Origin of the sequence: Serratia sp. JSRIV002, from assembly GCF_019968725.1 — a bacterium.
In the GTDB taxonomy this organism is placed as follows: domain Bacteria; phylum Pseudomonadota; class Gammaproteobacteria; order Enterobacterales; family Enterobacteriaceae; genus Chania; species Chania fonticola_B.
In genome coordinates, this window is sequence record NZ_CP074143.1 from 729,277 (window position 1) to 752,215 (window position 22,939).

General features: G+C 55.0%; 19 protein-coding genes and 1 pseudogene. 7 read left to right on the plus strand and 13 right to left on the minus strand.

All coding sequences use genetic code 11. From position 1 onward, the window contains the following. Positions 1-60: 60 nt before the first annotated feature. Both KGP26_RS03285 and idi read right to left on the minus strand, forming a co-directional pair. A complete protein-coding gene (locus KGP26_RS03285; protein WP_021807874.1) occupies positions 61-2,214 on the minus strand; it encodes a carbon starvation CstA family protein in 2,154 nt (717 codons plus the stop codon). Between the two features lie 200 nt (positions 2,215-2,414). Next, a complete protein-coding gene (idi, locus tag KGP26_RS03290) occupies positions 2,415-2,969 on the minus strand; it encodes an isopentenyl-diphosphate Delta-isomerase (protein ID WP_223665010.1) in 555 nt (184 codons plus the stop codon). 118 nt (positions 2,970-3,087) lie between these two features. Here idi and KGP26_RS03295 point away from each other — a divergent pair, with 118 nt between their 5' ends. Then, entirely contained in the window at positions 3,088-3,570 is a 483-nt protein-coding gene (locus KGP26_RS03295) for a hypothetical protein (RefSeq protein WP_037376596.1), read from the plus strand. A 28-nt stretch (positions 3,571-3,598) separates the two neighbouring features. Here the strand turns inward: KGP26_RS03295 and rtcR are convergent, their stop codons facing one another. Next, positions 3,599-5,176: an RNA repair transcriptional activator RtcR gene (gene rtcR, locus KGP26_RS03300; protein WP_223498853.1), complete on the minus strand. Its 1,578-nt coding sequence runs from the start codon at positions 5,174-5,176 to the stop codon at positions 3,599-3,601. A 189-nt stretch (positions 5,177-5,365) separates the two neighbouring features. On the opposite strand from rtcR, the gene KGP26_RS03305 reads away from it, so the two are divergent. Both KGP26_RS03305 and KGP26_RS03310 read left to right on the plus strand, forming a co-directional pair. Next, positions 5,366-6,589: an RtcB family protein gene (locus KGP26_RS03305; RefSeq protein WP_179248431.1), complete on the plus strand. Its 1,224-nt coding sequence runs from the start codon at positions 5,366-5,368 to the stop codon at positions 6,587-6,589. Positions 6,590-6,593: 4 nt separating this feature from the next. Beyond that, the gene (locus KGP26_RS03310) at positions 6,594-7,385 is read left to right on the plus strand and encodes a nucleotidyltransferase domain-containing protein (RefSeq protein WP_223665011.1); all 792 of its coding nucleotides are present in this window, start codon (positions 6,594-6,596) and stop codon (positions 7,383-7,385) included. 320 nt (positions 7,386-7,705) lie between these two features. Here the strand turns inward: KGP26_RS03310 and KGP26_RS03315 are convergent, their stop codons facing one another. The 4 genes from KGP26_RS03315 to KGP26_RS03330 all read right to left on the minus strand — a co-directional run bounded on the left by KGP26_RS03315 (position 7,706) and on the right by KGP26_RS03330 (position 11,430). After that, complete coding sequence (locus tag KGP26_RS03315) at positions 7,706-8,707, minus strand: PQQ-binding-like beta-propeller repeat protein (protein WP_371822171.1); 1,002 nt, start codon at positions 8,705-8,707, stop codon at positions 7,706-7,708. 305 nt (positions 8,708-9,012) lie between these two features. After that, on the minus strand, positions 9,013-9,741 hold the full coding sequence (locus tag KGP26_RS03320) for an RES family NAD+ phosphorylase (protein WP_223665012.1): 729 nt from the start codon (positions 9,739-9,741) through the stop codon (positions 9,013-9,015). Further along, entirely contained in the window at positions 9,722-10,483 is a 762-nt protein-coding gene (locus KGP26_RS03325; RefSeq protein WP_051363780.1) for a hypothetical protein, read from the minus strand. The genes KGP26_RS03320 and KGP26_RS03325 overlap by 20 nt, the downstream gene beginning before the upstream one ends. 125 nt (positions 10,484-10,608) lie before the next feature. Continuing rightward, on the minus strand, positions 10,609-11,430 hold the full coding sequence (locus KGP26_RS03330; protein WP_223665013.1) for a helix-turn-helix domain-containing protein: 822 nt from the start codon (positions 11,428-11,430) through the stop codon (positions 10,609-10,611). 143 nt (positions 11,431-11,573) lie between these two features. Here KGP26_RS03330 and KGP26_RS03335 point away from each other — a divergent pair. Both KGP26_RS03335 and KGP26_RS03340 read left to right on the plus strand, forming a co-directional pair. Further along, positions 11,574-11,931: pseudogene (locus KGP26_RS03335) on the plus strand (helix-turn-helix domain-containing protein); the annotation flags it as partial. Positions 11,932-12,366: 435 nt separating this feature from the next. Next, positions 12,367-13,287, plus strand: coding sequence for a L,D-transpeptidase family protein (locus KGP26_RS03340; RefSeq protein WP_223665014.1), 921 nt, complete (start codon positions 12,367-12,369; stop codon positions 13,285-13,287). Between the two features lie 52 nt (positions 13,288-13,339). Here KGP26_RS03340 and nadS read toward each other — a convergent pair whose 3' ends face one another. From nadS to KGP26_RS03355, 3 genes are all read right to left on the minus strand, one after another. Further along, positions 13,340-13,630 carry a NadS family protein gene (nadS, locus tag KGP26_RS03345; protein ID WP_223665015.1) on the minus strand — a complete coding sequence of 97 codons (291 nt, stop codon included), beginning with the start codon at positions 13,628-13,630 and terminating at the stop codon, positions 13,340-13,342. A gap of 42 nt (positions 13,631-13,672) precedes the next feature. Next, the gene (locus KGP26_RS03350) at positions 13,673-13,996 is read right to left on the minus strand and encodes a type II toxin-antitoxin system RelE/ParE family toxin (protein WP_039995466.1); all 324 of its coding nucleotides are present in this window, start codon (positions 13,994-13,996) and stop codon (positions 13,673-13,675) included. 218 nt (positions 13,997-14,214) lie between these two features. After that, positions 14,215-14,931, minus strand: a complete 717-nt coding sequence (locus tag KGP26_RS03355) for a GntR family transcriptional regulator (protein WP_223665016.1) — start codon at positions 14,929-14,931, stop codon at positions 14,215-14,217. Between the two features lie 234 nt (positions 14,932-15,165). Here KGP26_RS03355 and mngA point away from each other — a divergent pair, with 234 nt between their 5' ends. Together mngA and mngB are read left to right on the plus strand one after the other, a co-directional pair. Next, positions 15,166-17,091: a PTS 2-O-a-mannosyl-D-glycerate transporter subunit IIABC gene (gene mngA, locus KGP26_RS03360; protein WP_223665017.1), complete on the plus strand. Its 1,926-nt coding sequence runs from the start codon at positions 15,166-15,168 to the stop codon at positions 17,089-17,091. A gap of 37 nt (positions 17,092-17,128) precedes the next feature. Next, on the plus strand, positions 17,129-19,765 hold the full coding sequence (gene mngB / locus KGP26_RS03365) for a mannosylglycerate hydrolase (protein WP_223665018.1): 2,637 nt from the start codon (positions 17,129-17,131) through the stop codon (positions 19,763-19,765). Positions 19,766-19,806: 41 nt separating this feature from the next. On the opposite strand, the gene KGP26_RS03370 is transcribed toward mngB, so the two are convergent. The 3 genes from KGP26_RS03370 to KGP26_RS03380 all read right to left on the minus strand — a co-directional run bounded on the left by KGP26_RS03370 (position 19,807) and on the right by KGP26_RS03380 (position 22,872). Continuing rightward, positions 19,807-20,919 carry a class II histone deacetylase gene (locus tag KGP26_RS03370; protein WP_223665019.1) on the minus strand — a complete coding sequence of 371 codons (1,113 nt, stop codon included), beginning with the start codon at positions 20,917-20,919 and terminating at the stop codon, positions 19,807-19,809. After that, the gene (locus tag KGP26_RS03375) at positions 20,916-22,106 is read right to left on the minus strand and encodes an MFS transporter (protein WP_021807994.1); all 1,191 of its coding nucleotides are present in this window, start codon (positions 22,104-22,106) and stop codon (positions 20,916-20,918) included. Before KGP26_RS03375 ends, KGP26_RS03370 begins: the two co-directional genes overlap by 4 nt. Positions 22,107-22,212: 106 nt before the next feature. Next, a complete protein-coding gene (locus tag KGP26_RS03380) occupies positions 22,213-22,872 on the minus strand; it encodes a LuxR family transcriptional regulator (RefSeq protein ID WP_021179178.1) in 660 nt (219 codons plus the stop codon). Positions 22,873-22,939 lie beyond the last annotated feature (67 nt).

The following is a 22,939-nucleotide window of genomic DNA, read 5'->3' on the forward strand; positions in this document are numbered from 1 at the left end:
CCAAAGAAAAATACCCTACATAACGTATTATCATTATGCAGGGTATCCATCAAATCACCATCAGTGGTGCGACGAAACTTTGACGCCACCCTCAGGAACCGGCACGTATGGCGTTTCCTGATCGGTACGTTTCGGGTTTTTGTGCGCCGCCATGGCGGTTTTAATACCGAAGAAGATGATGCTATACACCACCAGCAGGAACAGGATGCTCAAACCGGCGTTGGTGTAGTTGTTCACCACGATATGGTTCATGTTGGCAACCTGCTGTGCGGTCAGTTCAGCACCGCCCTCGGCGATTTTGTCTCTGTACAGGCTGGCCTGGTAGAAGAAGCCTTCCAGCTGCGGATTGTCGCTGAACAGCTTCAGGCAAATCGCGTAGGTGGTGCAGATCAGCAGCCAAACGGCTGGGATCACGGTTACCCAGATGTACTTGGTGCGCTTCATCTTGATCAATACCACGGTGGCCAGGACCAGCGCTACGGCAGCCAGCATCTGGTTGGAGATACCGAACAGCGGCCACAGGCTCTTGACGCCGCCCAACGGATCGACCACGCCTTGATACAGCAGGTAACCCCACAAGCCAACGCAGCCTGCGGTACCGGCAATACCGGCCACCAGCGAATCGGTTTTCTTCAGGAACGGCACGAAGTTACCCAACAGGTCTTGCAGCATAAAGCGACCAGAACGGGTACCTGCATCCAGAGCGGTCAGGATGAACAGCGCTTCGAACAGAATACCGAAGTGATACCAGAAGCCCATGTTCGCGCCAGGGATGACCTGATGGAACACGTGAGCGATACCGACAGCCAGAGTTGGCGCGCCACCGGCACGGTTCAGTACCGAAGGTTCGCCGATGTCTTTGGCCGTTTGCAGGATCTGCTCTGGGGTAATCACAAAGCCCCAGGAGCTGACGGTTGCGGCAGCATGCGCGGAAACATCACGCAGTGAGGCCATGATCATCGGCGCATCTTCGGTACCCAGACGGTGCAGGTCTGGCATGGTGATGCCCAGAGCCGCCGGTGGGGTGTTCATGGCGAAATACAGGCCAGGCTCGATGATAGAAGCCGCAACCAGCGCCATGATGGCAACGAAGGATTCCATCAGCATGGCACCATAACCGATAAAGCGAGAGTCCATTTCATTGGCCAGCAGTTTCGGTGTGGTACCTGAAGCGATCAGCGCGTGGAAGCCAGAAACGGCACCACAGGCAATGGTAATAAACAGGAACGGGAACAGGGTGCCTTTCCAGACCGGACCGGTACCGTCAACAAACTGCGTAACCGCAGGCATTTTCAGCTCTGGGTTGAGGATCACGATACCGATCGCCAGCCCGACGATCACGCCGATTTTCAGGAAGGTGGCCAGATAGTCACGAGGAGCCAGGATCAGCCATACCGGCAGCAGGGCAGAAACGAAGGCATAACCAATCAGCGTATAGGTGATGGTGGTGTCTTTAAAGGTCAGCGCCGGGCCCCAGTATGGGTCGTGGGCAATCACTCCGCCGAACCAGATGGAGGCGATCAACAGCACGATACCGATGATCGACACTTCACCCACCTTGCCAGGGCGCAGGAAGCGCATATACACGCCCATAAACAGCGCGATTGGCACGGTGGAGCAGACGGTGAACACGCCCCATGGGCTTTCGGCCAAGGCTTTCACCACGATCAGCGCCAGCACCGCCAGGATGATGATCATGATCAGGAAGCAGCCAAACAGCGCGATGGTGCCAGGGATTGGACCCATTTCCTTTTTGATGATCTCGCCCAATGAGGCGCCGTTACGGCGTGAGGAGATAAACAGCACCATAAAGTCCTGTACCGCCCCTGCCAACACCACGCCGCCTAGCAGCCACAGCGTACCGGGCAGATAACCGACCTGTGCCGCCAGCACTGGGCCAACCAGCGGGCCCGCACCGGCGATCGCCGCAAAGTGGTGGCCGAACAGCACGTTTTTATTAGTCGGGACGTAGTTAAGACCGTCATTGTTCACCACCGCCGGTGTGGCGCGGGTGGGATCCAACTGCATCACCTTGGTGGCGATGTAGAGGCTGTAGTAACGATAAGCCACCAGGTAGACCGCTACCGAAGCAACGATGATCCACAGTGCACTAATGCTTTCACCACGGCGCAATGCGATGACACCCAGGCAGGAAGCCCCGAGTATCCCCAGCAGCATCCATGGGAGGTGTTTTAAAATCCCCTCGCGTTTCATGAGGTATCCTTATCCTATCTGCAAAAATTGAGTGATAAATCCGATTCTTAGATGTCGGACATTTAGCTGTAGCGTCTTCCCCTGGTAAGGGTCAGGTTTAGGAACAGCTCATCATTGCCAGGCTGGATAGGGAAAGACATCTGAATTTCAGCCAGCGGTTTTATACGCTGGTGAACGGTTGGAATGGCGGGGTGAGTGGTTTAGGCGGAAGTGCGAGTGGCGAAGGCGATCAGGTTTTGCTCCGTTTTGGCATTCGCCAACTGCTGACCCATCCAAGGGCTGAAGGCCCAGGGGGTTACCGTTACCGCAGAGAGCAAAGCGCGTAAATCAACCCAGTGGAAGTCCATCACTTCATCTGCTCTGGCTGCAACAGCATCCTTAGCCAATGCCGCGTAAACCGGGCAGATTTCGTTTTCCATAATGCCGGAGGCGTCTGTCTCGCAGTAGCGGAAATCGGGGTCGATGGCGGTGATCTGTTCCACGCTCAGGCCCACTTCATACAAACAGCGTTGCTCGATGGCGTGTTCGGTGCTCTCCTGCCACTGCGGATGGCCACAGACCGAGTTAGTCCAAACGCCGGGCCAGGCTTTTTTGCTCAGCGCTCGGCGGGTGATCAGCAACTCGCCCTGCGGGTTGAAGATCCAGGAGGAGAAAGCCAGATGCAGGGGCGTTTGTCGCTGGTGGGCCGCATATTTTTCCATCACGCCGGTGGGTTGACCTTGTTCATCAAGTAAAACGACATGCTGCTGGGTCATGAAAATTCCAATTTAATCGCGATGTACGACTGCTACTATAGGCAAAACTGGGCGACTATCAAATATTGGGATAATCTCTCTGTTTCGATGAGGGTTGATGGAACATTCAGGAGTGAACGTGAGAAAACGGAATTTCGGTATCCTTTCGGCCCTGGTGCTGGCGGTAAGTAGCGCCATGGCATTTGCTGCCCCGGTTACGCTTTATAGCCCCTATGACCCAACGCTCGCACAGGATGCGTTTGCAATGCAGCAAACGGAGCTGGTGCTGATCCAGCCTGAGCTTAAAACGTTTGCCGATGAAAACTCGGAACAGGCGATGGATTACTCTACCGCCATGGACGACTGGTCTTATTATGCCAGCGAGATCACCCAAAGTTTTGAAGCGCTACATGTGAAGGTGGTGAGCACCGACAAACGCTATCTGATCTTTACGTTGGGTAAAGACCAACGGATGATCTTCGATAGCCAAAAACCACAGCCGGACTCGGAAGATGAGGGCGGTTGGGGAGCTTTCCTCTATCGCAAAGGGCAACCGCCTATTGCGGTTGATATCACCTTCAATGATATGGCGGTGGCAAAGGCGTATCTGGGGCTGAAATAGTTAAACAGGCGCTGCATGCGGCACTCTTTCAACCGCTATTTCGCAGCTCGTCCCAGCTTAATCCAAAGCGCGCCAGGTACTTACGCAACCGGTCGGCATCGTTGGGCTGCTTTTTCTGCTGGCGCGAGACGGCAAACAGCTGTCTACCTGCTTCGGAAAGTGACGGGGAGGTTCGGCACACTTTAAGCACTGTCTCCAACTGGCTTTGCTCAAATAAATCGATATCGGCCAGCTCGACAGGTAATTGCGCAGTGCTATATCCCTGCCAATGGGATTTTAGCCGGGCGATTTCCTCATCGACTAACGGCTGGTTGATACGCCCCTGCTCCGCCAACGTGGCCATGCGGGCGATGGAAGATCCCAGTTCGCGGAAGTTTCCGCGCCAAGCTGCCTGCGGGGAACGGGCAAAAGCCAGGTAACGCTGTCTGGCGTCTTTATCGAAACGGACCTGCGTCTGGTTGCTGCGGGCAAAGCGCTGTAACTCGTAATCGATGTTCGGCTCGATATCTTCGCGGCGCTCAGCCAGGCCCGGCAGTGGGAAGGTCCACATATTGATACGGGCATATAAATCCTCACGGAAACGGCCTTGGGCTATCCAGTCGCGCATATCGCGGTGAGTACCGGCAATCAGTTGAAAGTCGCTGCTGGCTTCTTTATCGGCACCAAACGGGAAGAAGGTTTTTTCCTCGATGGCTTTCAATAACATCGCCTGTTCGTCTAATCCCAACTCGGCGATCTCATCAAGGAACAGCACACCGCCGTCGGCTTCACGCAGTAGACCAGCCCGTGCCTGCAACGCACCGGTGAACGCCCCTTTCACATGGCCGAACAGGGTCGACATGGCGTTATCGCCGCGCAGGGTGGCACAGTTCACTGCGACAAAACGGCCTTTCACCAGATGGCGCGAGTGCCGCAGTTGGTAGATACGCTCGGCCAAAAAGGACTTCCCGGCTCCGGTGGGGCCGGTGAGCAACATGGGCGCATTGGAGCGCAGGGCCACGCGTTCAATCTGGTCGATCAGCGTGTTAAAGGTAGCGTTGCGCGTTTCAATACCGGCTTTGAGGAACGACACCGAGCGCTGTTGCTCATGCAGGAATCGACTGGTGAGGGCGGTATAGCGGCTGAGATCCAGATCGATTACCGAGTAGATCCCTTGCGGGGACGGGCGATCGGCTTTTTCACCGGGAGCGGTTTGCAGCAGTTGAGCAGGCAGGTAGCGTGCCTCGGTCAGCAGGAACCAGCAGATCTGAACCACGTGGGTGCCGGTAGTGATATGCACCAGATAGTCTTCGTTCTCGGTATCAAACGGATAGCGGCTGGCGAAATCCAGAAAGGCGCTGTACACCTCTTCCAAATCCCAGGGATCTTTGAGTGCTACTTCCTGTAATACCACCTGAGTGGCTGGCGAAACTGCCACGATATCTTCCGCCACCTGCTGCGCCATACCTTTATCGCGTGGCTGATGTAGCAGCTCCAGGCGATCGATCGGCAAGTCTGGCTGCTGGCACAGCCCCACCGTTGGCCGCCACTTGTTCCAGCGGTTTTCCCGTTTGCCACGTTTATCCAGCGTGGTGCCCAGCACGCCGATCACAACTCTGCGCTTCATATTATCCCTTGCGATAAATTACTATCCTGCAAGATAAAATAACGACTTGTTGGCATCATCGCCAGTTATCTTTGATTAATTATTTATTGGTTAAATATCAATATATTGTGATTTTAATGCGTGTTTTTGACCGAGTTGGCACGCCTTTCGCTATATCCACTACGTCAAAAGAAAAAGGATGACTAAAGAATGAAGAATAATTATGAGTTGATGGCACCGGTTAACAGCGCACCGATCAAAATGTGGACACAGGGCGTGCCCGTAGAGCCAGAAGCGCGTGAGCAGTTGCTGAATACGGCCAAAATGCCGTTTATTTTTAAACATCTGGCGGTGATGCCGGATGTGCATTTGGGTAAAGGCTCCACCATTGGTAGCGTGATCCCTACCCGTGGCGCAATTATTCCGGCGGCCGTTGGCGTGGATATTGGTTGCGGCATGATTGCGGTGCGTACTTCGCTGGTGGCGTCCGACCTGCCGGATAGCCTGGCCGGGCTGCGTAGCGCCATCGAACAGGCGGTACCGCATGGCCGCACCTCGACCCGTTCCAGAAGAGATAAAGGGGCCTGGGAAACTCCACCGCAAACGGTCGATCAGCATTGGGCCACGTTGCTGCCGCGCTTCAAGCGTTTGACCGACAAATATCCGCAGTTGCTGAAAACCAACAACTATCAGCATTTGGGAACGTTGGGAACGGGTAACCACTTTATCGAGGTTTGCCTGGATGAAACGCAGCAGGTGTGGGTGATGCTGCATAGCGGTTCCCGTGGCGTGGGGAATGCCATCGGCTCATTGTTTATTGCGTTGGCGCAGCAGGATATGCAACAGCATATCGCTAACCTGCCGGATCGTAATCTGGCCTATTTCGAGGAAGGCAGCCAGCATTTTGATGACTATATGGAAGCCGTGGGTTGGGCGCAGGATTTTGCTCGTCATAACCGGGAAGTGATGATGGAACACGTGCTGGCAGCGCTGTCGCGTATCGTGACTAAACCGTTCACCACTCAGCAAGAGGCCGTGAACTGCCACCATAACTATGTGCAACGTGAGACGCACTTTGGTGAGCCGGTGTTGGTGACGCGTAAAGGTGCCGTGTCTGCGCAGAAAGGGCAGATGGGGATCATCCCCGGTTCAATGGGGGCGAAAAGCTTCATCGTGCGCGGATTGGGGAACGAAGAGAGCTTCTGCTCTTGCAGCCATGGCGCTGGCCGCACCATGAGCCGTACGGCGGCGAAAAAACGCTTCACCGTGGCCGATCAGATCCGGGCCACCGAACATGTGGAATGCCGTAAGGACAGCGAGGTGATCGATGAGATCCCAATGGCTTATAAAGATATCGATGCGGTGATGGCGGCACAGTCTTCACTGGTGGAAATCGTCCATACCCTGCGGCAGGTGGTGTGTGTAAAAGGATAACGTGATGGAACAGCAATTAAACGGCGTGGACAGCGCCATGCGGGAAAGAGTCCGGCAAGCGTTGGGTGAGGTAGAAAAACGTTACGACGTGCGGGTGCTTTATGCCTGCGAGTCTGGGAGTCGCGGCTGGGGCTTTGCCTCGCCGGACAGCGATTACGACGTGCGCTTTTTGTATGTTCATCCACCAGAATGGTATCTGCGGGTAGAAGCGCAGAGGGATGTGATAGAGCTGCCAATCGATCATGAGCTGGATGTCTGTGGCTGGGAATGGCGCAAGGCGCTTGGCTTGCTGAAACGGGCTAACCCGACGCTGATCGAGTGGCTGGATTCACCGGTGGTGTATCAGGAAGCCCCTGAGAGCGTCGCGGCGTTACGTGATGTGGTGCCGGAGTGGTTCTCCGCGCAGCGGGCGCGTTGGCACTACCTGTCGATGGCCAGGAAAAACTTCCGTGGCTATTTGCAGGGGGAGCAGGTACGGCTGAAGAAATACTTCTACGTGCTGCGCCCGTTGCTGGCGGTGCGCTGGATAGAAGCGGGCAAGGGCGTGCCACCGATGCGTTTTGACCAACTGTTGGCTGGCACGGTGGCGGATCCGCTGTTGTTGGAGGAAATCCATGAATTACTGGCGGCGAAACGGCGCGCAGGTGAGGCAGACTACGGCCCGCGTAGAGAAAGGATCCACGCGTTTATCGCTCAGGAACTGACGGCGGATGCCCGGCAGGAAGCCTTGCCCGACAGCCCGGCCCGCAGCGACCAATCGCTGGATGAACTGCTTTATCGCACGGTGATGGGGTAATCAACCGGGGAGAAGGAAGGCTCCCCGGTTATGCAAATGTTAGTAGGGACCGCTCATGTTCGACCGTAAGGGTGCTGCATGATATGTCCGTTTAGCAATATGCTGGCGAGCCGATGAATAAATGTCTGTAGTCTCGGGAGTCTGCGGATTTTGACGTGGATTGACATTAGCGGGAGAGAAGCGGGAGCCAAAGGGTAAAAAGCCAGGTTGAGACTATTCTTCCCACCCCAGCGCTGTGGCTTTCAAACGCTGGCGTAAACCGTTGCACGTTCGATTCCCTCTCCTTGGGGAGAGGGTTAGGGTGAGGGAGAATAACGCTGTTATTTCAACGCAATGCGGATCACATCATCCGGATCGGTCGCTTCTTTTTCACGGCTTGAAGCCTGTTTCACGCTCACATACAGCGTCTTACCATCTGGTGACAGTGCCAGGCTGTTTGGATGCGTTGGCGTCTTGATGGTTTCCAACAGCTTGTAGCTCTTGGCGTCGATCACGCTCACGGTGCCTTCTTTACGATGAGTGACGTAGACTTCATTACGCGCTGGATTAAACAGCACGGCCAGAGATTCCGGCACGTCGATCTTCTGCAGAATGTTGCCGTTGTTGGTATCAACAACCAGCACCTGTGGCTGTTTGGAGTCGGTAATAAACGCACGATGGTTTGCCGGATCCAGGCTGATATTCAGGAAGAAGTGTTCCTTAGACTCATCCAGCTTCTTACGTGACAGCACCTTGTTGGTTTTGGTATCGATAGTCACCAACTCGCCATCGGCATTGGTCACATACAGGCGGCTTGCCGCTGCATCCAGCGCCAGACCGGTACCGTATTTACCGGTTTCGGTGATGGTGGTGCGCAGGGTCAGATCCTTGCCATCCACAACCCAAACCACGCTGGATTCGCCCAGGCCGGTGATATAGACGGTGTCCGTGGTCGCGTCTGCCACCAGCTCACGTGGGGCTAATGGTTTCACGGTATCAGAGCGTTTACGCGCATCCAGCACCAGGCGGCCTTTCACTTCGCCGGTTTTGCCGTCGATCGCGGTCAGCGAGTTACTGGTGGTGTTACCAAAATAGAGAGTGTCGGTCTTGGTATTGATGGCGGCACCGAACGGTTTGATATCGTTATGAATGATCTGCGTGATATCCAGCGTTTGTGGGTCGAGGCGATAGACGATGCCGCCCTTATCCAGCTTGCGGCTCTGTGAAGTTGCCAGATACAGCGCATTCTCGCCCTGGCTGTACACCATCTCGTAAGCGCCTTTACCTACCGGCTTACGCAGCAGTTCCGTTTCTGTCTGTGCCAGCACAGAGGTGGAAAACATCAGGCTGCTGAGCAGTAACAGAGGGTAAACCGCACGTCCGCCAAACTTACGGCTGGTGGTCATCATAGCGTTCATAAAAGCTCCATTTCATCAAAATACAGGTCACCACCGGGCTGCTGCTCGGCGGCTAAATCGGGCTCAACATTGAATCGAAAGCAAAATCTGGCCGGTCATGTCATTGCATGCGGCTCACTATATTTGTGAATGATAATCATTATTCTTACGGAAGGGGAGCACTTTTGTTGCTTGGGGCGATAACTGTCACGTTTAGGGAAATCAGAGAGAGGAGAATATCCAGCCAGTGTCTACTCTTCGGTCAGGATCAGGCCCAGACGCTCGGCGGTCTTTTGGATAATTTGGCCAAGGGTTTTATGGCTGAGAAGACGGCTTGAGGGTTCGACTATTGAGAGTTCACTAGCCATGACCCGTTGGCCGCCAAACAGGACCAAGGCGAAATGATCGTCATCTCTTTTTGAGTACCACTTCATTCCGTCAACGTTATGATGCTGTTGATAAATAGCCTGCGACCAGGCTCGGGTTTGTGAGTATTCGAGCTGGGAACTGCCGATCAATTCGTCACGATCGATGCCCATATAGATGCAGTCCTGTGCTCGGCAACTGACGACGTTAAGATCCCGCTCTAGTTGCAACTGGATGTAGTGCATATTGGTAAATGGGCGTAAGTCGAAAAATTCCGTTTTGCCGGTGGCGACCACATCGTGAAAAACCGATTCCGCGATTGCGGCTTCGCAACTGCTGGCCAGGTACATGGTGGGGATCAGATCCAAGGCCGCATCCCAGATAGGGCTGAAGCGGGCTCCATACTCATGGGGAAGCAATATTCTGCCGGGATTAAAACTGTCACCGGGGTACTGCGCATCATGGCAGCGATGTAACACCGTGCCTTTGGGGATGACTTCGATTCTTACCCGCAGAGTCTTACCAGGGGCAGTAATCTTGCGGCCAAGAAAAATGGGTGAACCAAATTCTTCCTTTTTGGGCTCACCCTTCTGTTTAATTTTGTTCTGCCCCATCGGCGATCCTTTTCGCTTCATATTCCGCCGCCGCAATCACATTGGCCGGATATGATTGCAACATCTCCATGGGACGGCGGCCAGCCAGCAGGGCGTTTGACGTCGCGAACCACTGGGCAAGCCCCCAGCCGTGTTTCAGGTTTTTAAAGCTGGCGAGTAACACTGCCATAACGGGGAGAGGGCGATAGTTATCATCCAGCGCATAACGGGGAAAGAGTTGTGTTGCCCCTTTCTTCAATGAAAATATGCGGTTATGGCTTTTCCATTTGCTTGGCTGGGCCGAGGGGTTCTCGGTAGCAAAGCCTGCCAGATGGGAAATCTGCTCTGCCGTGAGCCATTCACTGGCCGCCAGGATATGCTCACGCCCGCGCTCCACCTTGGAGATATCAACCAGCCCGCTGTGGTTGACGGGCTTTTGCGTATCCCGCGGAAGAATTATCCGGGCAGTGTCATCTGGATTGATCTGTTGCTCCAGGCTATGAAACATGGCTTCAAAACGTGTTTCGTCGATGTGGCATATGTCGCCATGATCGTTTTCAGCTTCTCTAACCTGGCGGAGAGTTTGCAACATGATTTTCAGGTGCTCTTCGACCACGCCGAGAGACGTTGAGTTGTCTATATCAACTTTCAGCTGAAAGAAAGGCTTCTGCGCCTTCATTTTCCTTTTACTGATGACCATCTGCAGCCCATCTTCCCTGATCCTGAGGCCATCTCTGTTGATGTCGATTTCTCGGGCCAGCATTCTCTTCTCCCGTTAGCTAAAGCTAACCGTTTTAACCATTCTAACCAAACTATCCTCAGTTATAGCAGGTTGTGTGAGAATTGACCAGAACAGATGCAGGCAACATGTTCAGTCGAAGAACGAACTCACAGCCTAATCGCACCAGCAACAGCCTGATCTGCAGCAGCTTTTTCGGCCAGATAACGGGCAGGGGGCTTACCTACTGCTTTACGGAACATGGTGACAAAGCCACTGGCACTCTCGTAGCCGAGATCTAACGCCACGGTCTGGACGCTTTCACCTTGGGTTAAGCGTTGCAGAGCCAGCATCACATGTAATTGCCGCCGCCAGTGGCCAAAGCTCATGCCCATCTGCTGTTGCAGCGTGCGACTGAGTGAACGCTCGCTCATGCCAATGCGTTGTGCCCACTGGCCCAGAGTGGATTTATCGGCGGGGTTGGCCAGCAGTTGTTCGGTCAGTTGGCGGATGCGTGCATCATTGGACACCGGCAGGTGCAGGTTCTCCAGCGGCGCGGCGGCCAGTTGATCCAACAAAACCTGCGCAATGCGGCCTTCCGGGCCCTCTTCCGGGTAGAGAATATCGAACTGGCTGGCCTGCAGCAGCAGCTCTCGCAGCAAAGGGGACACTGTCAGGGTACAGCAGTTTTGCGGCAAATCAGGGATGGCGTCCTGCTCAACGAACAGGCAATAGCATTCACTTTGGCTGGTGGCCCGCGCGTTGTGGCTGACGTTACTGGGCATCCATAGCGCGCACTGTGGCGGCACCAGCCACAGGCCATTTTCCACTTCGCAGCGGATCATGCCGCGCACCGTGTAAATCAATTGCGCCTTGCGGTGGCGATGATGGATGCATTCCCAGTCTTTCTGCACGCTTGATGCCTGAACCGCGAAGATGGCGCGTGGCACGTTATCGATATCGGGTCTGGGATGCTGGCAAGTGGCTTTCATGAGAACAATTATCACATTGGCGTGTTTGAGCAATATTATGTCTTGATTGTGCAATGTGGTCTAGCGCCAACGCCGATAGAGTAAGCGCCACTGGCGTGTTTTGTGGTAACGCGCTCATGACCGATAACGCAAAAGGAGAGGCTATGCACCAGGAAAATGTCATCAGTCAACTTCTGGCCTGGATTGAGCAAAACCTGGATCAGCTCTTGACGGTGGGTAGCATCGCGGCCAAATCTGGCTATTCCAAATGGCACCTGCAACGGATGTTTAAACACTTCACCGGTGAAATGTTGGGGAGCTATGTCCGGCGCAGAAGGCTGACGGCGGCGGCGCGTGAACTGCGCCTGACCAGCACCACGGTTGCCTGTATCGCAGATAAATACCAGTTCGATTCCCAGCAGACCTTCACCCGGAGTTTTAAAAAGCAGTTTGGTGTGCCGCCAGCGGCCTATCGCCGCAATCTGGACTGGCCTGGTGAGGGTTTGCAACCGCCGTTGCATATGACCAATGAGCCAACGCCAGAGGTGGAGATGATTGCGCTGCCGCCGATGAAATCAGGGGGGCACGTGCAGCAGGGGAGCTGTACGCTGGGGCAAGTGGGTACTCGCAACAGCCGCTGCTCCAGCAGGGATTATCCGTCACCGCGTATAGCCTGAAAGGCGACATCAGGCATTGTCAGCAGAGGTTTCAACGGCGGCAATCGGCTGTAAATATCTTATCTCGATCCACCATGGCGAGGGGGAAATGGGCTACGCTAAGGCAGGAATTTACCAAAAGAACACTTTTCCCCATATCCGGCTACAAAAAAGTGAGGTATCGGCGCGAGTAATGTTTCCATCTTGGCGGCAAGTGCACATATAATGCGCATCCGGTCAAACCAGGCCGGGCAGAACACATACCATTTTTAGCCAGTGCGGCCACCACTTTACTACGAAGATGAAAATGAGCATTCGCGCGTTATTAACCCTGTTTACCGCTCTGGTTGCATTCAGCCAGGCTGCCTTCGCCGTTGTATACCCTTTGCCCGCCAAAGACAGCCGTCTGGTTGGGGAAAATATTCAGATCACCGTGCCTGCAGACAGCAAACTGCCGCTGGAGAGCTTTGCGGCTCAATACCAGATGGGCTTGAGCAACATGCTGGAGGCTAACCCTGGTGTTGACCCGTTCCTGCCGCTGCCGGGTAGCACGCTGACCATCCCACAACAGTTGATCCTGCCAGACGCCCCGCGTGAAGGCATCATCATCAACAGCGCAGAAATGCGTCTGTACTACTATCCGAAAGGCACCAAGACCGTCGTGGTGCTGCCGATTGGTATCGGCCAGTTGGGTAAAGATACGCCGCTGAACTGGGTCACCACCGTACAACGCAAGAAAGCGGGCCCAACCTGGACGCCAACCGCTAAAATGCGCGAAGAGTACGCCGCCGATGGTGAAATCCTGCCAGCGGTATTCCCGGCGGGCCCTGATAACCCTATGGGTCTGTACGCCCTTTATGTTGGCCGTCTGTATGCGGTCCATGGAACCAACGCCAACTTCGGTATCGGCCTGCGCGTGAGCCACGGCTGTGTGCGTCTGCGTGCTGACGACATCAAATACCTGTTCGACAGCGTACCGGTAGGTACTCGCGTGCAGTTCATCAACGAGCCGGTGAAGGTTTCCGTAGAGCCAGACGGTTCACGTTATCTGGAAGTGCACAACCCGCTGTCTGCCAACGAAGATGAGCTGAAGTCGAAAGAGCCAGTGCCAATCACCATCACCGCGCCGGTTGGCAAAGTGCTGATGGATCCAGCCGTTGACCAGAGCGTCGTGGACGCGGCCATCAAGGCACGTTCCGGTATGCCGGTTAAAGTGAACTGATTTTTGCTATTGCGATAAAAAAGACGCTCTCGGGCGTCTTTTTTTATGGAATTTAGAGGGCGAGTAGATCGTTAATAATGGTGGGGTGGCGCTCAATCATCAGCAAGATTTTGAGTGAAGAGCCGGAGGGTATTCGGCGATTTTGTTCCCAACTTTGCACTAGGGAAGGACTAACTCCAACCGCCTGCGCAAACTCTTCCTGCTTCATGCCGCTGGCTTCGCGTAGTGATTTCACGTTGGGGATATGATGGCGATGGACACGAGCAGGCTGCATTTCGCCTTTTTCAATCGCGACCATCTGTTCCATGCTTTCGACCAGATCGTTAAAAAGTTCTTTGTCCACTGTGCAACCTCTAAGCAAGTGCTATACCTTGTGCGGCACCGTTTAATTCAGTTTATCCGTTAACGCTTTAAGTATCGCTTTCTCGGATTCGGTTAAGTCGTCTTTGGCGTTTTTAGGATAAACAATCAGTAGGTAAAGCTTGCCGCTGCGGGTGATAACGTAATAGATAACTCTTACACCACCTTGTTTCCCCATGCCTGGACGGTTCCATCGGATTTTTTTACAACCGCCTGTTTTACTTATAGTATCGCCGTCTGAGTGATATTTTAACAGGTGGGTTTGTAGTTCACGAAAGCTATCATCGTCTAATAGGGTTTCGCGTTGCCTGCTAAAAACTGGGGTTTCGATGAACTCAAAGTATTCCATTACGACGCCTCCATATCATTCACAATACTCGTACATAGTACGACAATCAAGTTCTGATGGTTTATTGTACAGAAAAATTGCACAGACGCCTGCGGCAATCTCAGTTTGACAATATTGTGGAGTTTGTAGGGGGGCCGTACGGGCCCCCTTGTGAGTTTGGTGGGGAATGTCTGCAGTTTCAGAAGACGCCTGCGGGCGTCTTTTTTTATGGGAAAAACTCAGCGTGTTCTCTTGGCCACCAGGGTGAACTTGTAATCTTCGCTTTTAAAGAAGTTGCGGCTGAACTCAAACACCGTGCCGTCGTTGAGAAAACCGGTGGAGACCTTCTCCAGGATCGGTTTCTGCGGATCGATCCCTAACGCCTTCACCACCTCTTCGCTTGGCATTACCGGGATGATCTCCTGCTCGCTGCGGTCAATCACCCGCTTTTTAACCTGTTCGATGTAGTGATATTTGGATTTCTGCATCACTTCGTAACCGAGGTCGGGGAACAGCGCCAACGGCATCCAGGTCTCTTCCAGCGTGACCGGTTTTTGCTTGATATAGCGCACCCGTTTGACGTAATACACTTTGTCTTCAGTGGTCAGGTGCAATGCTTCGGCGATGGTTGGGCTGGCCTTGGCGACTTCAAAGATCAGCACGTCGCTGTGGGTTTCCACGTTGCGATCCGCCAACTTTTCATAAAAGCTGGTGAGCTGATAGATATCGTAATTGACCTTTTCCTCTTTGACGTACCAGCCACTGCCCTGAATGCTCTCAATCACCTGCTCTTCGGTCAGCAATTTCAACGCCTGGCGCACCGTTACCCGGCTGACGTTGTACTCCTCGCGCAGTAAAGCCTCGGTCGGTAACGCGTCGCCGGGTTTCAGTTCACCATCCGCAACCTGTTGGCGCAGGGTATCCGCAATCTGGCGATAAATAGGCTTTTTGCTCACGCTTGAGTGTCCCCGGCTGGTTGTTGGATCTGCTGCCCGCATTCTAGCCTTAGGCCAGGGATAAACAAACCAATAACGCTATTTCTCGTTAAGTTGTTTTTAAGTTGAATTAATACAAATTTAATACAAAAATGACGTTGATTTGAAATTGATCACAAATTGGTGTGGATTGTGTTGGTATGATCGCCGCCTGTTTATTGACGGAGCCGCCCTGGCTTCAGCGTGAGGATTAAGATGGACCTGAGCAGCCTGACCCACCCCAGCCTGATAAACCTGCAAGTAGCCTTTGCGGGGCGCGATCAGGCCATTCATCTGCTTGCCGACCAACTAGATGCGCAAGGCAAATTACACGACAAAGCGGCTTTTCTACGCGAGGTCTTTGCCCGGGAAGCGCAAGGCCCTACCGCGCTGGGTGAAGGGCTGGCGGTGCCCCATGGTAAAAGCGATGCGGTAAAGGAAGCCGCATTTGCCGCTGCCACGCTGAACACGCCGTTGGAGTGGGAAGGGATTGATGGGCCGGAAAGCGTCAACCTGATCTTCCTGCTGGCGATCCCGCAGGCGCAGGCCGGTACCACGCATATGCAATTACTGACCAGCCTGACAACGGCGCTGGTGGATGACGATATCCGCGCGGCAGTGTTACAGGCCAGCACTCCGGAACAGTTGTTGGCCCTGTTGGCAGGAGGGACGCCGGAATCTGCCCCCAAACCGCAGGATGATTCGCGGCCTACGGTGGTGTGCGTCACCGCTTGCCCGGCCGGTATCGCCCATACCTATATGGCGGCGGAATATCTTGAGAAGGCGGGGCGTAAGCTCGGCATCAACGTGTATGTGGAGAAACAAGGGGCCAACGGGATCGAGGGCCGCCTGACGGCGGAACAGCTAAATAGTGCGACGGCCTGCGTGTTCGCCGCCGAAGTCGCGATTAAAGAAGTGGAGCGCTTCAACGGTATCCCCCGTATCGAAACGCCGGTCGCCGAGCCAATCAAACACGCCGAACGCATTTTGCAGCAGGCATTGGCTGTGGGCCAATCCGCTAACGGTGCTGAGCGGGTGCAGCAAAGCGAAGCGCCGGTGCAGAAAAATAGCGTGAAGACCGAACTCAAACAGGCATTACTCAGCGGGATCTCTTTTGCAGTGCCGCTGATTGTGGCGGGTGGCACGGTGTTGGCCGTTTCGGTACTGCTGGCGCAAATCTTTGGTCTGCAGCATCTGTTCGATCAAGAGAACTCTTGGCTGTGGATGTACCGCAAGCTGGGTGGTGGCATGCTAGGTATCTTGATGGTGCCGGTATTGGCGGCCTACACGGCATATTCGCTGGCGGATAAACCGGCCCTTGGCCCAGGTTTTGCGGCCGGGCTGGCGGCAAACATGATTGGTTCCGGCTTCCTTGGCGGTATTGTGGGCGGCCTGATCGCCGGCTATCTGATGCGCTGGGTGAAAAACCATGTGCGCCTCAGCCCCAACTTCAACGGTTTCCTGACGTTTTATCTCTACCCGGTGATTGGCACGCTGGTAGCGGGCAGCTTGATGCTGTTTGTGATCGGCGAGCCGGTGGCCTGGTTGAACAACAGCCTGACCGCCTGGCTTAACGGCCTGTCTGGTACCAACGCGTTGGTGCTGGGAGCGATCCTCGGTTTTATGTGTTCTTTCGACCTCGGCGGCCCGGTGAACAAGGCAGCCTATGCGTTCTGCCTGGGTGCGATGGCCAACGGTGTGTTCGGCCCTTATGCGATCTTTGGCGCGGTCAAAATGGTCTCGGCCTTTACGGTTACCGCTTCAACGTTGCTGGCCCCACGGCTGTTCCAACAGTTCGAGATTGAAACCGGTAAATCGACCTGGTTGCTTGGCCTGGCAGGCATTACCGAAGGGGCAATCCCGATGGCAATTGAAGATCCTGTGCGGGTGATCGGTTCCTTCCTGGTGGGATCGCTGGTGACCGGTGCGATCGTTGGTGGGATGGGGATTGGCCTGTCGACGCCGGGCGCGGGGATCTTCTCGCTGTTCCTGCTGCACGATAATGGCCTCGGTGGCTTGCTGTCGGCAGCCGTTTGGCTGGGGGCGGCGCTGCTTGGCACGGCGATCTCAACATTGGTGCTGATCCTTTGGCGCCGTCAGGCGATGAAGCAGGGCAAATACACCCTCGTTCAGCCGCAGTAATTCCAGACGAATTAGCTGTCTTATTTAGGAATTGATTATGAAAGCTGTATCACGTGTTCACATTACACCGCATATGCATTGGGATCGTGAGTGGTATTTCACCACCGAGGAGTCACGCATCCTGCTGATCAACAACATGGAAGAGATCCTGACCCGGCTGGAAACCGATCCCGAGTATCGCTTCTATGTACTGGATGGGCAAACGGCGGTGCTGGAAGACTACTTCGCCATCAAACCAGAAAACCACGAGCGGGTGAAAGCGTTGGTGCAGGCTGGCAAGCTGATCGTTGGCCCGTGGTATACCCAAACCGATACCATGGTGGTGTCAGGGGAATCGATCGTTCGTAACCTGATGTATGGCATGCGCGACTGCCTGTCCTTTGGCGAACCGATGAAGATCGGCTATCTGCCGGACTCTTTCAGCATGTCTTCGCAGTTACCGCATATTTTCAACGGGTTTGGTATCACGCGCGCCATGTTCTGGCGCGGCTGCTCCGAGCGCCACGGCACCGACAAGACCGAGTTCCTGTGGCAAAGCAACGACGGCAGCGAAGTTGCGGCACAGGTGCTGCCGCTGGGTTACGCCATTGGTAAATACCTGCCCGAAGATGAAGCCGGGCTGCGCAAACGGCTGGACAGCTATTTCACCGTGCTGGAAAACGCCTCGGTTACCAAGGATATCCTGTTGCCGAACGGCCACGATCAGATGCCGCTGCAACAGAATATCTTCCAGGTGATGGCCAAACTGCGCGAGATTTACCCGCAGCGCGAGTTTGTCATGAGCCGCTTTGAAGAGGTCTTCGAACGGATTGAGGCCAGTCGTGAACGTTTGGCGACGCTGAAGGGGGAGTTTAACGACGGCAAATACATGCGCGTGCACCGCACCATCTCGTCTACCCGCATGGACATCAAGATCGCCCACGCCGAGATCGAGAACAAAATCGTTAATATCCTCGAGCCGTTGGCGGCGATCGCCTGGTCGCTGGGTTTTGAATACCATCACGGCCTGTTGGAGAAAATGTGGAAAGAGATCCTGAAAAACCACGCCCATGACAGCATCGGCTGTTGCTGTAGCGACAAGGTACATCAGGAGATCATGACGCGCTTTATTCTGGCGGACGACATGGCGGAAAACCTGGTGCGCTTCTATATGCGCAAGATCGTCGACAATATGCCGGTACAGCACGCAGATGCCGACAAACTGACGTTCTTCAACCTGCTGCCTTACCCGCGTGAAGAGGTGATCAACACCACCATTCGTATTCGTGCCCAGCAGTTCTCGCTGGTGGACGAACAGGGCCAGCCGGTGGAGTATTTTATCCGCGCCGCGCGGGAGATCGATCCTGGACTGGTAGATCGCCAGATTGTGCATTACGGCAACTACGATCCCTTTATGGAATACGACATTCAACTCTGTCAGCCATTGCCCGCGATGGGATATTGCACCCTGCATATTCATGCCAACCAGTTAGGCCAGCAACGCCAAGCTGCCTCGCAACCGGCAGAACTGTTGGAAAACGAGTATTACCGCATTGCCCTGAATGCCAACGGTACGTTGGATATTAGCGATAAACAAAGCGGCTATCTCTATCAGCAGGTGCTGCAACTGGAGGATGGCTCCGACGATGGCGATGAGTATGACTATTCGCCTTCCCGTGAAGAGTGGTTGATCTATTCCACGCAAAGCGCAGTGGCTACCTCCATCAAACATGAGGCTTGGCAGAGTATCGCCACACTGGAACTGCGTATGGCATTGCCAGCCAACCTGCAACAGCGGGCGGAGCGCCGTAGTGACGGTTATCTGGATGTGCTGTGCCAAGTGACGTTAGCCCACAACAGCCGCCGGATCGATATTGAGATGTGGCTGGATAACCAGGCCGACGATCACCGCGTACGGGTGTTGATCCCAACGCCGTTCGCCAGTGAAAGCGTGCTGGCGGATAACCAGTTTGGCTGCATTACTCGTCCGGTGGACGATCCGGCGATGGCCGTTTGGCAGCAAGAGGGCTGGAAAGAAGCGCCGATCCCAGTGTGGCAACTGATGAATTTTGCCGCCCTGCATGACGATCTGCATGGGTTGGCGTTGTTTACCGAGGGGCTGCGCGAGTTCGAGATTGTGGGTGAGCGCCGCGATACCTTTGCCCTGACGCTGTTCCGCTCGGTAGGCGTGCTGGGTAAAGAGGAATTGCTATTGCGGCCGGGTCGCCCTTCCGGCATCAAACTGCCAACGCCTGATTCCCAGATGCGTGGCAAATTGCATTGCCGGTTCAGCCTGTTCGGTTTTGCAGGAGATCCACACCGGGCGGGCGTGATGCAGCAGGCGCGGGCGTACGTCACACCGGTGCGCTGTTACAACAAGATCCCGTTTGATGCGATGAAGCTCAATCTGGCAAACTTCCGCACGCCGTTGCACTTTAGCCTGCTTTCGATGCCTGAGTCAGGCCCGGTGTTGAGTGTATTGAAGAAAGCCGAGGATGCCGATGCTTTGATTATCCGCGTATATAACCCTTCGGAACAGGTGTCGATCGGCGGAAAGTTAACGTTGGCAGAGCCAGTCAAGGAATGGTTGGAAACCGGGATGGACGAGCATCCGCTGCCACAGCAGGATGTGGCTAAAGGTGATTTCACTACCTTGGCGCCTTGCCAGTCGAAAACCTTCCGCTTTATTCGCTAGCTAACAGCCAGAGGCGTGGATTGCCACGCCTCTGAATGTAACTATAAACCGAATTGGCGTGCTAGCTGGTCAATAGCAGCGCGCTGGAACTGGTTGAAGGCCTCGCGGGGTTGCTGTTGCTGAATGAATGCCAGCATTGGGTCCTGCACCTCGGTGCGTATGCCGCTCAACTCTTCCATTACCGCCAGTCCGCAGAACGGCACATAGGCTTCGGCATAACCCCCTTCATGCACCATCACCAGCTTGCCACCACAGAGCCTGTCCGCAGCGCTTTGCACCTGGGCGGTCATAGCGCGGAAGCTGTCGCTGTGTAACTGCATCCGTGCCAGCGGATCGATGGCGTTAGCGTCGTAACCGCAGGCGATGATGATCATCTCCGGCTCGAACTGCTCCAGTGCCGGAATGACGATCTGTTGCATGGCATATTGATAACCGTCGTCACCAGCCCCGGCCAGCAGCGGAATATTGATGTTGTAACCTGCCCCGGCCCCTTCACCGCGATCTTGTTCGCCAGCGTAGCCCGCCGGGAAACAGCCGTCTTGATGCAACGAGATGGTCAGCACATCGTCGCGATGCCAATAAATATGCTGGGTGCCGTTGCCGTGGTGCACGTCCCAGTCGATCACCGCCACCTTGCCTAGCCCGAAACGGTCTTTGGCGCGTTCGATGGCAATAGGAATATTAGCCAGGAAGCAGAACCCCATCGATTGATCCGGCAGGCAGTGATGGCCCGGTGGGCGCGACAGGGAATAGGCATTGTCCAGTTCACCTTTCAGCACCGCCTCGACCGCAGCGCAGGCCAGCCCGGCGGAGAGTTTGGCAATCTCATAGCTGCCTGGACCCAAAGGTGCCTCTTCTCCCAACATACCGCCGCCGTTATCACTCAGCTGTTTGAATCGTTGCAGGTAATGTGCCGGATGGATACGCAGTAAATCTTCCTCATCGGCCAGCTCGGCACTCAGCAGCTTGAGCTGGCGCGACAGGCCGGAAACGTCCATCAGGTTTTTCATCCGCCGCTTGGTTTCCGGCGATTCGGCATGCCCAGCCCCCGAAGGCGGCTGCACCCAGCCGCCCACCGGCAGCGTGGTGGCATGTAGGCCGGTGCTATGCCAGAAACAGCGTTCATCGAAGAAAAAACCGGTTGTTCTTTTCACCTTATGACTCCTGTTAAACGGCGCGGCGCGCGCGGTGAAGCCAGCGAGATCAGCAGCAGTGACAGTAGCGCACAGCTCAATGCGCCGATCAGCAATGCGTTGATCCCGCCGGAAGATTCGATCAGGTAACCTGCCAGCGTGGGGCCAATGGCCATGCCGCCGCCAATCACCAGATTGATGCTGTTCATCAGCTTGCCGTTGTTATCCAGCACCGAGACGCGCGCCAGAATAAATGGCAGCACAAAGGTCCAGGTAAACTTGAACATCACAGCGGCGAGGGTGAAGCGAATGAGTAGCGGGTTGCGGCTCAGCAGCAGGACGCTGGCAATCAGCAGGCCGTAGCCGATCCACAGCAGCGGTTTGTGGCTGCGTCTTGCGCCAACTAGTGCCGCCCCACCAGCCCCGATGATGCCAAACAGGGTGGCGGCGGCCAGCACCTGCCCGCTGTGCACCGGTGAAAGGCCTGCGGCCTCGGCGATAGTGCCGATAAAGGTCCAGACCGCGCTCAGGCTGATGTAAAAGGCCAATACCGCCAGCACGGCAAACAGCTTGTAGATGGGGGGGCTTGGAGGCATCTGACTGGCCGCGCTGTGGCTATGGCGAAAGCCGCTAGGGAATGCGCCCAGTAACGGCAGGCAACACAGCATGATCGCCGCCAGGATCAGATAAACGGCCATCAGGCCGAAATGAGCAAACAGCGGGGGTAATGCCAGCAAGCCGAACACGCCTAGCAGCAGTTGGCCCAGCACCCAAAAGGCATAGACCCGGCTGGGGTTGGCGGTGCCCGCCGCGCAGGAAATGCAGAGGATCATCAGCGTGCCACCGGCTAGTGAAGCAATAAATCGCAAGGCCAATAGCAGGCTGAAATCGGTGGCCATCGCCGAGGCCAGATTGCCGATCAGGAAGACGATAGCCGCCAGCGTGGCGATTTTGCGCCAGTTGATCCGGCTGATCCACCACCAGGCAGGCAGCGTGGCGATGCTCATGGCTCCCAGTTCGGTGGAAAACAGATGGCCGATCTGGCCTGGCGTGAGGTGCCACTGGCTAGCTAACTGGGCAGCGACGGCGGGGGCGGTCATCAGGATCCCCGGTGCGATGGCGGCAAACACGATAATCGCCGTTAACAGCCTGGGTGGGCAGGGGAGCAAGGCCCCGGCAGAAGGCACAGAAACTGCATCACTGGACATCGTCATTATCCTTGAGTTTCGTCAATCATTACCCTCCACGCTTTTTAAGCATGGGGAGGCCGCGCCAGCATTGGCGTATGGTTGATTGTTACTGCTTTAGTCAGGATCAGCCGTAGGCAATAAAACCGCTGGAGACCAGTTCGGTGCGATTAACCACGGCGGTTTTGGCAAAGATGTTGCGCATATGGGTTTTCACCGTCGATAGAGAGATACCGAGCTGCAAGGCAATGCGCTTATTGCTGGCCCCTTCACGCACCATATTGACGATCTCCTGCTCTTTGGCGGTGAGCAACTGGGCTTCACTATCTGGCAGTAGATCGCGGGTGGCCAACTCGATCAACGGCAGCACCGCACGTAAGCGGCTGCGCTCCAATTCGGTGAACGGCGTATCGCGGATCAGAGAAACCCCGGCAATGATCCGCTTACGCTGGCGGATAAAAATCTCCGTCATGTCACGCATGCGATTGGGTAGCATAAAGTCGTGATAATAGTGGCGGTTATTGGCGATCGCCGCTGGCGTCATGTTCACCATCTGGATGTCTTGCTGGTGGAAGTTGGCCGGTTTTAACGGGTCCAACTGTTGAAAATGGTCGAGATATTGCTGATGAGTATCAGCGCTAATACCATGAAGAATATAGTGATCTGGCCGCAGGTCCGGGTCCACCAGATAAAAAACCCCGGCAGAAACTGGGATCAGATGCGCAATGGTATTCAGACAGCTCGAGATAAAAGCATCGTTACGCATGAAGGATGATGTGGTTGTCATAATGCATTTTCCTCCGTTGATCGCTCAGTACCCTGAAGGACACCTGCAAAGGTATCTGGACAATATG

Bases quoted from the DNA above. Each gene is read 5' to 3' on its own strand.
- KGP26_RS03285 (WP_021807874.1), bottom strand. From the start codon at position 2,214: ATGAAACGCGAGGGGATTTTAAAACACCTCCCATGGATGCTGCTGGGG.
- idi (WP_223665010.1), bottom strand. From the start codon at position 2,969: ATGACCCAGCAGCATGTCGTTTTACTTGATGAACAAGGTCAACCCACC.
- rtcR (WP_223498853.1), bottom strand. From the start codon at position 5,176: ATGAAGCGCAGAGTTGTGATCGGCGTGCTGGGCACCACGCTGGATAAA.
- KGP26_RS03305 (WP_179248431.1), top strand. From the start codon at position 5,366: ATGAAGAATAATTATGAGTTGATGGCACCGGTTAACAGCGCACCGATC.
- KGP26_RS03310 (WP_223665011.1), top strand. From the start codon at position 6,594: ATGGAACAGCAATTAAACGGCGTGGACAGCGCCATGCGGGAAAGAGTC.
- KGP26_RS03315 (WP_371822171.1), bottom strand. From the start codon at position 8,707: ATGTTTTCCACCTCTGTGCTGGCACAGACAGAAACGGAACTGCTGCGT.
- KGP26_RS03320 (WP_223665012.1), bottom strand. From the start codon at position 9,741: ATGGGGCAGAACAAAATTAAACAGAAGGGTGAGCCCAAAAAGGAAGAA.
- KGP26_RS03325 (WP_051363780.1), bottom strand. From the start codon at position 10,483: ATGCTGGCCCGAGAAATCGACATCAACAGAGATGGCCTCAGGATCAGG.
- KGP26_RS03330 (WP_223665013.1), bottom strand. From the start codon at position 11,430: ATGAAAGCCACTTGCCAGCATCCCAGACCCGATATCGATAACGTGCCA.
- KGP26_RS03340 (WP_223665014.1), top strand. From the start codon at position 12,367: ATGAAAATGAGCATTCGCGCGTTATTAACCCTGTTTACCGCTCTGGTT.
- KGP26_RS03350 (WP_039995466.1), bottom strand. From the start codon at position 13,996: ATGGAATACTTTGAGTTCATCGAAACCCCAGTTTTTAGCAGGCAACGC.
- mngA (WP_223665017.1), top strand. From the start codon at position 15,166: ATGGACCTGAGCAGCCTGACCCACCCCAGCCTGATAAACCTGCAAGTA.
- mngB (WP_223665018.1), top strand. From the start codon at position 17,129: ATGAAAGCTGTATCACGTGTTCACATTACACCGCATATGCATTGGGAT.
- KGP26_RS03375 (WP_021807994.1), bottom strand. From the start codon at position 22,106: ATGTCCAGTGATGCAGTTTCTGTGCCTTCTGCCGGGGCCTTGCTCCCC.
- KGP26_RS03380 (WP_021179178.1), bottom strand. From the start codon at position 22,872: ATGACAACCACATCATCCTTCATGCGTAACGATGCTTTTATCTCGAGC.